The sequence below is a fragment of the Lawsonibacter hominis genome, assembly GCF_014287895.1.
In the GTDB taxonomy this organism is placed as follows: Bacteria; Bacillota; Clostridia; order Oscillospirales; family Oscillospiraceae; genus Lawsonibacter_A; species Lawsonibacter_A hominis.
This window is the reverse complement of sequence record NZ_JACOPP010000009.1, coordinates 54,796-66,597: the sequence shown is the minus strand read 5'-3', so window position 1 is coordinate 66,597 and position 11,802 is coordinate 54,796. Positions and strand designations below refer to the sequence as shown.

Genomic DNA, 11,802 nt, shown 5'->3' with positions numbered 1-11,802 from the left:
TCGAAGTTCATCAGGAAATGGGTGTATCAATTCCGTGACCACTCCTGCAACAAAAACGCGCGTATCCATGCGCAGGAAATACCTGTTCCGCCTGACCTTCCGCATCGCCGCGGCTCTGGCCGCACTGCTGCTGTGGCTGCTGCGGCCGGAGGTCTTTGCCGTTCTGGACGGGGCGGCCTTTTTCCGCGGTTTTTCCGTGCTCCACCTGTTCTGGCTGGTCTGGGCGGGCGACATGGTCCTCCAGCTGCTCCCCCTGCGCCGGCATATGGCGCTCGGTTCCCAGAAGCAGTTCTCCCGCTGCCGTATCCCGACCGGGCGCGCTCCGGACCGGGCGGCCCTGCGCACGTTCGTCCGCCAGAGCGACCAGACCGCCGGAGCGGTCTTTCTGCTGTGGCTGCTCCTCACTCTGGCGGTCGGTCTGCTCTACCGTACGCGGGTGCTGGGAAAGGCAGAGCTTTTTCTGCTCTGTGTATGCTTTTATGTATGCGACCTGATCTGTGTGCTCTTCTTCTGCCCTTTCCGGATCTTCTTTCTGAAAAACCGCTGCTGCGCTACCTGCCGCATCTTCAATTGGGACCACCTGATGATGTTCAGTCCCTTCGTCTTCGCGGCGGGCTTTTTCACCCTGAGCCTCTTTTTTCTGGCCCTGCTGGTGTTTGTGGTCTGGGAAGCGGCGTTTCATCTCCATCCGGAGCGCTTTTGGGAGCAGACCAACGCCGCCCTGGGCTGTGCGGCATGTACCGACCGCCTATGCGGCCGCGCCCTGTAACGCATGCGCCCGCCCCGCTCCAAACCGGTGGCCGCAACGCCCCGTTCCCCGGCCGGAACAGGTCTTGCGCCCTTTTCCGGCCAGCCAAAACGCCCCGCGCGTCAGTGACGCGCGGGGCGTTTTGGCTGGTCGGTCCGGCTGCGTTTCAGTGGTTGAGCAGGCGCACCCGCAGCACGCCGTCAATGGCGCGGATCTCATTGGCGACGCTGTCGCTGACCCGGCTGCCCACATCCACCACAGTGTAGGCGTAGTCCTTCTTGGACTTGTTGGTCATATTCTCCACGTTGACCCCATCCTTGGACAGCACGCCGGTGATCTGGGCGATGATGCCCGGGGTGTTGCGGTGGATGACGCACAGGCGGGAGATGCCGCTCCACTCCTGCACCAGGGTGGGCAGGTTGACGGAGTTTTTGATGTTGCCGTTCTCCAGGTAATCCCGCATCTGCTGGGCGGCCATGACGGCGCAGTTCTCCTCGCTCTCGGGGGTGGAGGCGCCCAGATGGGGGATGGGGATGACGTTTTTGCCCTGGAGGATCTTGTTGTTGGGAAAGTCGGTGACATAGGCCGCCACCTTGCCGCACTCCAGCGCGGCCAGCATGTCGTCGTCGTTGACCAGTCCGCCCCGGGCCAGGTTGATGATGCGCACGTTGCCCTTCATCATATGGATGGAATCCTCGTTGATCATCCCGCGGGTCTCGGAGGTCTGCGGAACATGGATGGTGATGTAGTCACAGTTTTTATAAATGGTCTCCAGATCCATGGCCCGGTGCACCAGGCGGGACAGAGAGAGCGCCGCGTCTACGGACAGGAAGGGATCGTAGCCGAAGACGGTCATGCCCAGCTTGGTGGCGATATTGGCCACCTGCACGCCGATGGCGCCCAGGCCGATGACGCCCAGCATCTTGCCGGAGAGTTCCGGGCCCACGAACTGGCTCTTGCCCTTCTCCACCACTTTCTCCACGTCTGCTCCGGCGCCGGCCTGCTCCCGCACCCAGGCGGAGCCGCCCACCACGTTGCGGGAGGACAGCAGCAGAGCGCACACGGCCAGTTCCTTGACGGCGTTGGCGTTGGCGCCGGGGGTGTTGAAGACCACGACGCCCGCCTCGGAGCAGCGGTCGATGGGGATATTATTGGTGCCCGCCCCCGCCCGGGCGATGCAGCGCAGGGCGTCGGGGAAGGGATACTCGTGCATGTCGGCGGAACGGACGAGGATGCCGTCCTCATTCTCCACATCTCCGCTGACGGAGAAGCGGGTTTGATCCAGCACGGACAGCCCGGCCGGGGAAATCTTATTCAGCGTCTTGATCCGGAACATCGTTGTCCCTCCTCCTTCAATTGTTTTGATCGAACGCGCGGATAAAATCGCACAGCTTCTCCACGCCCTCGGTGGGCATGGCGTTGTAAATGGAAGCGCGCATCCCGCCCACGCTGCGGTGGCCCTTCAGGTTGGTAAAGCCGGCCTCCACGCTCTGCTTGACGAACTGGGCATCCAGCTCGTCGCTGCCGGTGCGGAAGACCACGTTCATATCGGACCGGGAGCCGGGCTCCACCGCGCAGGTGAACCGGCGGGACGAATCGATCACGTCGTAGAGCATCTGGGCCTTGGAGTGCTTGATGGCCTCCATGCCGGGAATGCCGCCCTTCTCCTCCAGCCAGTCCAGCACCAGGCCCAGGATGTAGATGCACCAGCAGGGCGGTGTATTGTACATGGAGTCCTTGTCAATCATGGTCTTGTAATTCATCATCAGCGGGGTATAGGGCAGTTCCTGCCCGGCCAGATCCTCCCGGATGACCACCACGGTCAGACCCGCGGGGGCCATGTTCTTCTGTGCGCCGGCGAAGAGGATGCCGTACTTGCTCACGTCCACCGGACGGGAGAGGATGTCCGAGGACATATCGCACACGATGGGCACGTTGCCGGTCTCGGGCACGTACTGCCACTCGGTGCCGTAGATGGTGTTGTTGGCGCAGTAGTAGAAATAGGACGCCTCAGGATCCAGCTCCAACTGCTCCTGCGCGGGGATATAGGTGTGGTTCCGGTCCTCGGAGGAGGCGGCCAGATGGATCTGGCCGAACTTCTTGGCCTCCTTGTAGGCGATATTGGAGAAGTTGCCCGTGACGGCGTAATCGGCCTTGCCGGTCCTGCCGATCAGGTTCAGGGGCGCCATAGAGAACTGGGCAGAAGCGCCGCCCTGCAGGAAGAGGACCTTATAGCCCTCAGGCACGCCCAGCAGCTTGCAGAACTTGGCCTGGGTATCGTCAAAGATCTTCTGAAACACCTTAGATCGATGGCTCATCTCCATGACGGACATGCCGGAGCCCTGGTAATTCGTGATTTCAGAACCGGCTCTCTCAAGCACCTCCAGCGGCAGCATGGACGGGCCTGCGGAGAAATTGTACACGCGCTCGTTTCCCATGATAGATGGCCTCCTCGATTTCCTTCCAAATTTCAGGCGCGGCGGGCGGGATTCCACCGCTTTACCTTGATAAAGTTGATTATATCGGATTGCCGTGTGTCATGTCAATGCTGGGAATATCCAAAACTGTGCCGTTCACCAGGAAAAGTTTGTGAATATTTGAACGAAGCCTTGGCATATCCCCTGAATCTGTGGTACAATGTCGGCGTATATAGAAGCTTGATTTATCATGAGGGGGACAAAGCCTATGCGGCTTGCCGAGATCAAAGGGATCCTGAACGCCACGGTATTGTGGGGTGAGGACAAGCTGGACCGGGAGGTCTTTTCCGCCTGCGGCAGCGATTTTATGAGCGACGTGCTTGCGTTTGTCAAAAACCAGGCGCTGCTGCTCACGGGCCTGGTCAATCCGCAGGTGATCCGCACCGCGGATATGGTGGAGATGAAGTGCGTGGTCTTCGTCCGCGGAAAGATGCCCGGTATGGACATCCTGCACCTGGCGGAAGAGCGGGATATCGTTGTGATGACCTGTCCCAAGCGTATGTACGAGGCCTGCGGCCTGTTATATTCCAAAGGATTGCGAGGAAACTGCGATGGAGACAATTAAGCTGGTCTACCCTGTGGAGGGCGGCGACATGATCGAGGCCGGCGAGGCCTCCAGCAAGATGAAGCTCACCCTGAAGAAGCTGGGCCTGCCCCAGGATGTGATCCGCCGCGCCTCGATCTGCATGTACGAGGGCGAGATCAACATGGTCATCCACGCCGACGGCGGCGAGGCGGAGGTCGAGGTGGACATGGACCGCATCGTCCTGCGTATGACCGACACCGGTCCCGGTATCCCCGATGTGGAGCAGGCCATGCAGGAGGGCTACTCCACCGCAGGCCCCACCGCCCGGGAGCTGGGCTTTGGCGCGGGCATGGGCCTGCCCAACATGAAGCGTTATTCCGATGAGATGACCATTGAAACCGAGGTAGGCAAGGGCACTGTGGTCACCGTCGTGATCAAAATTCCCCAGTGAGGAATCATCCAGCCAAAGGAGGTGAGAGGGCCCCATGAGCATGAGGCATTCCGTAGTCCTGGATGACAGGCGCTGCCGGGGCTGCACCTCCTGCATCAAGTGCTGCCCCACGGAGGCGATCCGTGTGCGCGGGCGCAAGGCCACCATTCTGCCCGACCGCTGCATCGACTGCGGCAATTGTATCCGCGTGTGTCCCCACAAGGCCATCAAGTCCGTGGGCGACGCTCTGGAGCGGCTGAAGGAGTTTTCTTACTGCGTGGCGCTGCCCGAGCCCGCGCTTTACACACAGTTCCAGCACCTGGACGATGTGGACATCGTTCTGAACGGCCTTTTGAAGATCGGCTTTCACAAGGTTTGGGAGGTGGCCCGTGCGGCCGAGCTGATCTCGGCCTTTGAGCATGAATGCGTCCTGCGCCGGGGGCGTCCGGCGGTAACGCCCCAAATCTCCTCCTCCTGCCCCACCGTGATGCGGCTGATCCGCATGCGCTTCCCAAAGCTCATCGACCATGTGGCCTGCACCATCCTGCCGATGGAACTGGCCGCTATCCTGGCCCGGCGGGAGGCGGAGGCCGAGACCGGCCTTGCGCCGGAGCAGATCGGCGTATTCGCCATCGTGCCCTGTTCGTCCAAGGTTACCGCCGCCCGGGTCTCCCAGGGACTGCGGGAACCGGTGCTGGACGGAGCCTTCGCCGTCCGGGACGTATACCTGCGCCTGCTGACCCCCATGCGGGAGCTGGAACGGGTGGAGCCCCACTCCACTGCGGGCGCCCTGGGCCTGAGCTGGGCGGCCTGCGGCGGAGAGAGCGCGGCCCGCGCCAGCGAGGGCTGCGTGGCGGTGGACGGGATCGAAAACGTCATCCGCATGCTGGAGGAGATCGAAGACGGCCGCCTGCCCGAGGCGGATTTTCTGGAGCTTTCCGCCTGCACGCAAGGCTGTGTGGGCGGCTGCTTCAATGTGGAAAATCCTTACGCTGCAAAAATGCGCCTGCGCGGCCTGATGAAGGGCCTGCCGGAAACGCGCAGCAGCTTCACCCTCCAGGGGCCGGCGCAGGAGATCGTGCGGCGGGACAAGCAGCTGCAATACCTGCCCGCCTTCCTGCTGGACGAGGATCGGGAGGCGGCCATGGCCAAGCAGCTGCGCATCCAGGCGCTGGAATCCCACCTGCCCGGCCTCCACTGCGGCTCCTGCGGGGCCCCTTCCTGCCATGCCTTTGCGGAGGATGTGGTGCTGGGCCGTGCCTCTGAGGACGACTGCATCTTCAAAGTACGGGCCCGGATGCGGGATATGGCCGGAGAAGGCGGGGCAGATGAGTACCTGCCCGCTCCCTTCCGCCGCCAGCAGCCCTTACATCACGACTGAACACGGCCGCCGCAAGAAGCATGGGTCTTGCGGCGGCCGTGTTTTCGTTTTTCCGGACGGGGGCTTCCGGCCATGATGCTGCGCGGGCGGCGCCGGCAGGCCGCTACCGCCCTCCTTTTCCTTTCCGGCGCAGCGCAAACAGGTCTCCCAGCACCGGTACGCGGGAAACGAGCTCATACAGCCCCAGGCAGATGGCCAGGGTGAGCCCCAGGCAGAGCAGATAGTTCCAACCGGCGGGCAGATTCAGCCAGCTGGTCACCCCCCAGGTACACACCGTCAGGACCAGATAGTGGAACTGATAGAGGGCGAACCCCCGGGCGCTTATGTATCGGGTCAGGCGGTTCTCCCGATCCCCCCAGGCCCGCGCGCAGCCCACGGCGGCCAGTGTCATGCACCAGCCAAACAGGGTGGTAACCGGGTCTTCCACAAAGGCAGCGTCGGCAAAGCTTTTGCCGAACCACCGCGCCAGCACCCAGACCAGCAGCGCCCCGGACGCCCCCAGCAGGGGCAGATGAAATCGCTGGAGCCGCTGCGTCACCTCGTCGTGTGCGAAGAGGAAGTACCCCGCCAAAAACAGTACGAAGTAGAGCAGATAGCGGTTGGTGGCGTTCAGCACCTGGGAACCGGCCCAGAACAGGAGCCAAAGGCCCAGCAGTACGGGCATGCCCGCCCGGCCGCACAGATCGTAGAACCGGCCGCTCCGGTCCAGCCTGCGCAAGGGCAGCAGCAGCAGGGTGACGAGAAACAGCGCCAGCAGGAACCACTGCGGCCCCATGCCCATGAGGGCCAGAAAGAACAGCGCAATGGCGGGCGAGGGGAAATAGGCGATCATCTCGCCCACCGAGCCTCCCTTGACGGCGAAGGCGAAGCTGACCAGCGGTATCCCCAGCAGGACCACCCCCGCCGCAAAGGGGATCAGCAGTTTGCGCACCCGCGCCGCCAGAAACCGCCCCGTGCTCTGCTCTTCCAGGGCATACCGGGCGCTGATCCCGGCCAGCAGAAACATACAGGGCATAAACCACGGATAACAGAAGTAGGCGATGGCGTCCAGAGCGGGAATGCCGGGGGCGTTCACATTCATCGGCACCCCCGCGCTGTTGAAAAAGCAAACCAGGTGATGGAGCACCACCAGCAGAATGATGACCCAGCGCAGGTTATCCAGCCAAATCCGCCTCACGCTTCCTCGCCGCCCTTCCGCCGGAAGGCGCGCTCCAGCGCCTCCACATTGGCCAGGAACACCTTGGGGTCCACCAGGGCCAGGCCCCGGTTCTCCCTTCCCTCATCTCCAAGCAGCATCAGCTGATCCCCCGGCCGGATGCCAAAGATCTCCCGGGCGCGCTTGGGGATGACGATCTGTCCCCGCTCCCCCACGGTCACCAGGCCAAACATGTGCTTTCCCTTGGGCGGCACTCCAACGCCGGTCTTCGCGCGGTCGTGGCGCACCAGGTCGTCCAGGGTCACATGGTACAGCTCCGCCAGGGCGGCGCAGTTGTTCAGATCGGGAGCGCGTTCCCCGCTCTCCCACTTGGCCACCGCCTGACGGGTCACGCCGATGCGCTCGGCCACCTGTTCCAGCGTGAGTTTGTTCCAGCTTCTCAGATCCCGCAGATTGGAAGCAAGCGTCTCATTCCTATCATTCATACTTTTCACACCTCTTTTTCACAGTATACCCTTGCGGCGCAGCGAGTGCAACCAACCGCCGCTTACGTTTTCCGTTCGATTCTGTTGACAAACAAGGAGGCGTCCCCATGACGGTACAGACATTGAAAGAAATGCTTTCCCTGACGGAATTCCATCTGGCCGAGCCGGAGCGGGAGGTGTCCGGCGGCTACGCCGGCGACCTGCTCTCCTGGGTCATGGGCCGGGCAGAGGCGGGTTCGGCCTGGCTGACCATCATGTCCAATCAAAACGTGGCCGCCGTAGCCCTGATGGCCGACGCGGCCTGTGTGGTGCTCACCGAAGGCGTCCAACCCGATCCGGACCTGCTCCGCCGCGCCCGGGAAAAGGGCGTCAACCTGCTGGGCACCGCCCTGCCCACCTATGCCGCCGCCTGCGCCCTGGGCCGGTCGCTTGGACTTTAGCGGGCCACGCCCGTCTGTGATTCGGGAGGTGTCCGCCCTTGAAACTCTACTATGACCTGCATCTGCACTCCTGCCTTTCGCCCTGCGGGAGCGACGACATGACCCCCGCCGACCTGGCCGCCATGTGCGCCCTGGCCGGCCTGGACGTGGTCGCCCTCACCGACCACAACACCGCCGGTAACTGCGCCGCCTTCTGCCGGGCGGCGCAGCGCAACGGCCTGCTGGCACTGGCGGGCATGGAGCTGTGTACCCGGGAAGAGATCCATATGATCTGCCTCTTCCCCACGGTCCAAGCGGCCGAGGGATTCTCCCGGCAGGTGGCCCGCCGCCTGCCCCCGCTGAAAAACAGGCCGGAGCTCTTCGGCCATCAGTACTATATGGATGAATGGGACCTGGTATTGGGGGAGGAGCGCGCCATGCTCCTCGCCGCCGCCGACATCGGCGTGGGCGAGGCGGGGGCGCTGGCGGCCCGCTTCGGCGGCGTGGCTTATCCCGCCCACATTGACCGCGCCAGCTTCTCGCTTCTTTCGGTGCTGGGTCTGTGGGAGCCGTCCCTCGGTTTTTCTCTGGCGGAGGTATCCCCCCGCTGCTCCCCGGAATTCCGGCAGCGGAGCGACTTGACCGGCGTCCGCCTCATCACTTCCTCCGACGCGCACAGTCTGGACCAGGTATGGACGGCGGAGCATGCCATGGACCTGCCTGAGGCGACGACCCACGCCGTTTTGGAATATCTTCGGGGCGATCTGCCATTTTAGTCTTTACAAGCTACTTACTTTATGGTAAGCTTCTAATAATCGTTAATCGTTTAACAATAACAGAATTGCAGACCACATTTTAAACTCATCATTTCAGAAGGGAAGGGACACATTCATGCCAAACTGCAAAACCGTGGTCCCCTATCGGGGCACGCCCGAGCAGGAGGAACGGCTGCGGCAGGTCATCGCGTCGCACAAGGGGCAGCCCGGAGCGACCATGCCAGTCCTCCAGGCCGCGCAGGAGATCTTCGGATACCTGCCGGAGGAGGTCCAGGTCATGGTGGCGGAGGGGCTGGATATTCCCCTGTCGGAGGTATACGGCGTGGCCTCGTTTTACGCGCAGTTCACGCTGAACCCCAAGGGAAAGTATCAGATCTCCATCTGTCTGGGCACCGCCTGCTATGTCAAGGGCGCCGCCGCCATTCTCAGCGCCGTGGAGCAGAAGCTGGGCATCGCCCCCGGCGCGATCACCGCCGACGGCAAGTTTTCGCTGGATTCCTGCCGCTGTGTGGGCGCCTGCGGCCTGGCCCCCGTCATGATGATCAACAACGACGTCTACGGCCGCCTTACCCCGGACCAGGTGGGGCCGATCCTCGATATGTACAAATGAAAGACCTTTCCCTCCACATCCTGGATATCGCCCAGAACTCCATTACCGCCGGGGCCAGACATCTGGACCTTACGCTCACGGAGGAGGCGGGACAGATCGCCTTCACGGTGACGGATGACGGCTGCGGCATGTCGCGCGCACTGCTGGAGCAGGTCAGCGACCCCTTCACCACCACCCGTACGACCCGGAAGATGGGCCTGGGCATCCCCCTGCTGCGCATGGCGGCGGAGCAGACCGGCGGCAGCGTGGAAATCACGAGTACGGAAGGGGCCGGCACCACGCTGCGGGCCGTGTTCAACGCGGCGCATATCGACTGCCCTCCACCGGGCGACATGGGAGATACCCTCTCCCTGCTTATCCAGGGCGCGCCCGTGCTGGAGATCGTCTACACCCGCGCAGCGCACGGCCGCCGCTTTCGCCTGGACACCGCCGAGCTGCGGGAGCAGCTGGGGCCCCAGGTCTCCCTGGCACAGCCGGAGGTGGCCCTCTGGGTTCGGGATTATATCCGGGAGCAGGAGGCCGCGCTGCACTCCCCCGAGCCGCGAACCGCAAGCGGCGATCGACCGTAGAAGGAAATGAAATAAGGAGAGAACTGTATGAAGAGCCTTGCAGATTTGCAGGCCATCCGCGAGAAGATGCAGCGTCAGATGGACCTGCGGGACGCGGACGGCGACCAGATCCGCGTGGTGGTAGGCATGGCCACCTGCGGCATCGCGGCGGGCGCGCGGCCCGTTTTGACCGCCTTTTTGGAAGAGATCGAAAAACGCGACCTGAAAAACATCACCGTGGCTCAGACCGGCTGCATCGGCGTGTGCCGGCTGGAGCCCATCGTGGAGGTATACGTTCCGGGGCAGGAGAAGGTCACCTATGTGAAGATGTCCCCGGACAAGGTGCCCGCCGTCGTCAGCGAGCACCTGGTCAACGGCCGCGTGGTGACGGACTACACCATCGGCGCGGCGGAATAGGGGGGCAGTCATATGAGTCTGATCCGTTCCCACATCCTGGTGTGCACCGGCACCGGCTGCTCCTCCTCCCAGAGCCCCAAGATCATTGCGGAATTTGAAAAACAGCTGGCCGCCCAGGGCATGGACCGGGAGGCCAAGGTGGTACGCACCGGCTGTTTCGGCCTGTGCGCGCTGGGCCCCATCGTCACCATCTATCCCGAGGGTGCTTGTTACACCCACGTAAGCGTGGAGGACGTGGAGGAGATCGTCTCCGAGCACATCGTCAAGGGCCGCATCGTCAAGCGCCTGCTCAACCGCGGCGGCGAGGGCGAGGGCCCCGCCACCTCTCTGACCGAGACCCGCTTCTACAAGCACCAGCAGCGTATCGCCCTGCGCAACTGCGGCGTCATCGACCCGGAGAATATTGACGAGTACATCGGCGCGGACGGCTATTCCGCCTTGGGCAGGATCCTCACCGAGCGCATCCCGCCCCAGCAGGTCATCGACACGGTGAAGGCCTCCGGCCTCCGGGGCCGGGGCGGCGCGGGCTTCCCCACCGGCATGAAGTGGCAGTTCACCCACGACGCGGTCAGTCCCGACGGCATCAAATACGTCTGCTGCAACGCCGACGAGGGCGACCCCGGCGCCTTCATGGACCGCTCCGTACTGGAGGGCGATCCCCATGCCATTCTGGAGGCTATGACCATCGCGGGCTACGCCGTGGGCGCCCATCAGGGCTATATCTACGTGCGGGCGGAATACCCCATCGCCGTCAAACGCCTGGAGACAGCCATCCGTCAGGCAAAGGAATACGGCCTGCTGGGGGAGAACATCTTCGAATCCGGCTTCGACTTCGACCTGGAGCTGCGCCTGGGCGCGGGCGCCTTCGTCTGCGGCGAGGAGACCGCGCTGATGCGTTCCATCGAGGGCCATCGGGGCGAGCCCAAGACCCGCCCCCCCTTCCCCGCCAACAAGGGCCTGTTCGACCGGCCCACCCTGCTCAACAATGTGGAGACCTACGCCAACATTACCTGGATCTTCAACCACGGGCCCGAAGCGTTTGCCGCCATCGGCACGGAGAAGAGCAAGGGCACCAAGGTCTTCGCGCTGGGCGGAAAGATCACCAACACAGGTCTGGTCGAGATCCCCATGGGCACCACCCTGCGCACGGTGGTGGAGGAGATCGGCGGCGGCGTGCCCGGCGGCAAGAAGTTCAAGGCCGCCCAGACCGGCGGCCCCTCGGGCGGCTGTATCCCCGCCTCCCTCATCGACACGCCCATCGACTATGAGTCTCTTGGCGCCATCGGCTCCATGATGGGCTCCGGCGGCCTGATCGTCATGGACGAGGACAACTGCATGGTGGATATCGCCAAGTTCTTCCTGGAGTTTATCGTGGACGAATCCTGCGGCAAGTGTTCGCCCTGCCGCATCGGCACCAAGCGCCTGCTGGAGCTGCTGACCAAGATCACCGAGGGCAACGGCGAGCCGGAGGACCTGGATACCATCGAAGAGCTGTGCAACCACATCAAGCAGTCCGCCCTGTGCGGCCTGGGCCAGACCGCGCCCAACCCGGTGCTCTCCACCCTGCGCCACTTCCGGGATGAATACGAGGCCCACGTATACGAGAAGCGCTGCCCCGCCGGGGTGTGCAAGGCACTGATTCAATACCTGGTGGATCCCAGCAAGTGCAAGGGCTGCACCCGCTGCGCCCGCGGCTGTCCCACCGGCGCCATCTCCGGCGCGGTACGCGCGCCCCATATCATCAATCAGTCCAAGTGCATCAAATGCGGCGCCTGTATGGACCACTGCCGCTTTGACGCCATCTACAAGCAGTAAGGGAGGGAGACGGA

General features: G+C 63.3%; 14 protein-coding genes. 10 read left to right on the top strand and 4 right to left on the bottom strand.

The features are described 5' to 3' along the window. The first annotated feature begins 67 nt into the window (after positions 1-67). Positions 68-769, top strand: a complete 702-nt coding sequence (locus H8S57_RS08425; protein WP_186907642.1) for a hypothetical protein — start codon at positions 68-70, stop codon at positions 767-769. A 145-nt stretch (positions 770-914) separates the two neighbouring features. On the opposite strand, the gene H8S57_RS08420 is transcribed toward H8S57_RS08425, so the two are convergent. Continuing rightward, complete coding sequence (locus tag H8S57_RS08420; RefSeq protein ID WP_186907641.1) at positions 915-2,084, bottom strand: phosphoglycerate dehydrogenase; 1,170 nt, start codon at positions 2,082-2,084, stop codon at positions 915-917. A gap of 16 nt (positions 2,085-2,100) precedes the next feature. Further along, positions 2,101-3,186, bottom strand: coding sequence for a 3-phosphoserine/phosphohydroxythreonine transaminase (gene serC / locus H8S57_RS08415; protein ID WP_186907640.1), 1,086 nt, complete (start codon positions 3,184-3,186; stop codon positions 2,101-2,103). Positions 3,187-3,433: 247 nt separating this feature from the next. On the opposite strand from serC, the gene H8S57_RS08410 reads away from it, so the two are divergent. The 3 genes from H8S57_RS08410 to H8S57_RS08400 are packed head-to-tail and all read left to right on the top strand — an operon-like array spanning position 3,434 to position 5,562. Further along, positions 3,434-3,790: a hypothetical protein gene (locus H8S57_RS08410; RefSeq protein ID WP_186907639.1), complete on the top strand. Its 357-nt coding sequence runs from the start codon at positions 3,434-3,436 to the stop codon at positions 3,788-3,790. Continuing rightward, the gene (locus tag H8S57_RS08405) at positions 3,777-4,202 is read left to right on the top strand and encodes an ATP-binding protein (RefSeq protein WP_186907638.1); all 426 of its coding nucleotides are present in this window, start codon (positions 3,777-3,779) and stop codon (positions 4,200-4,202) included. Before H8S57_RS08410 ends, H8S57_RS08405 begins: the two co-directional genes overlap by 14 nt. Positions 4,203-4,236: 34 nt before the next feature. Next, positions 4,237-5,562, top strand: coding sequence for a [Fe-Fe] hydrogenase large subunit C-terminal domain-containing protein (locus H8S57_RS08400; RefSeq protein WP_186907637.1), 1,326 nt, complete (start codon positions 4,237-4,239; stop codon positions 5,560-5,562). A gap of 103 nt (positions 5,563-5,665) precedes the next feature. Here the strand turns inward: H8S57_RS08400 and H8S57_RS08395 are convergent, their stop codons facing one another. Both H8S57_RS08395 and H8S57_RS18035 read right to left on the bottom strand, forming a co-directional pair. Then, the gene (locus tag H8S57_RS08395; RefSeq protein ID WP_186907636.1) at positions 5,666-6,739 is read right to left on the bottom strand and encodes an acyltransferase family protein; all 1,074 of its coding nucleotides are present in this window, start codon (positions 6,737-6,739) and stop codon (positions 5,666-5,668) included. Beyond that, positions 6,736-7,203 (bottom strand): helix-turn-helix domain-containing protein, encoded by a 468-nt coding sequence (locus H8S57_RS18035; RefSeq protein WP_186907635.1) that lies wholly within the window; start codon positions 7,201-7,203, stop codon positions 6,736-6,738. Before H8S57_RS18035 ends, H8S57_RS08395 begins: the two co-directional genes overlap by 4 nt. 107 nt (positions 7,204-7,310) lie before the next feature. Between H8S57_RS18035 and H8S57_RS08385 the strand changes: the two genes are divergently transcribed. The 6 genes from H8S57_RS08385 to H8S57_RS08360 all read left to right on the top strand — a co-directional run bounded on the left by H8S57_RS08385 (position 7,311) and on the right by H8S57_RS08360 (position 11,788). Continuing rightward, positions 7,311-7,643: a DRTGG domain-containing protein gene (locus H8S57_RS08385; RefSeq protein WP_186907634.1), complete on the top strand. Its 333-nt coding sequence runs from the start codon at positions 7,311-7,313 to the stop codon at positions 7,641-7,643. A 38-nt stretch (positions 7,644-7,681) separates the two neighbouring features. After that, positions 7,682-8,398, top strand: coding sequence for a PHP domain-containing protein (locus H8S57_RS08380; protein WP_186907633.1), 717 nt, complete (start codon positions 7,682-7,684; stop codon positions 8,396-8,398). A 115-nt stretch (positions 8,399-8,513) separates the two neighbouring features. Further along, entirely contained in the window at positions 8,514-9,008 is a 495-nt protein-coding gene (gene nuoE, locus H8S57_RS08375; RefSeq protein WP_186907632.1) for an NADH-quinone oxidoreductase subunit NuoE, read from the top strand. After that, positions 9,005-9,577, top strand: a complete 573-nt coding sequence (locus tag H8S57_RS08370; protein ID WP_186907631.1) for an ATP-binding protein — start codon at positions 9,005-9,007, stop codon at positions 9,575-9,577. The genes nuoE and H8S57_RS08370 overlap by 4 nt, the downstream gene beginning before the upstream one ends. A 27-nt stretch (positions 9,578-9,604) precedes the next feature. Next, on the top strand, positions 9,605-9,973 hold the full coding sequence (locus H8S57_RS08365) for a (2Fe-2S) ferredoxin domain-containing protein (protein ID WP_186907630.1): 369 nt from the start codon (positions 9,605-9,607) through the stop codon (positions 9,971-9,973). A 12-nt stretch (positions 9,974-9,985) separates the two neighbouring features. After that, positions 9,986-11,788, top strand: a complete 1,803-nt coding sequence (locus tag H8S57_RS08360) for an NADH-quinone oxidoreductase subunit NuoF (protein WP_186907629.1) — start codon at positions 9,986-9,988, stop codon at positions 11,786-11,788. The last annotated feature ends 14 nt before the right edge of the window (positions 11,789-11,802 follow it).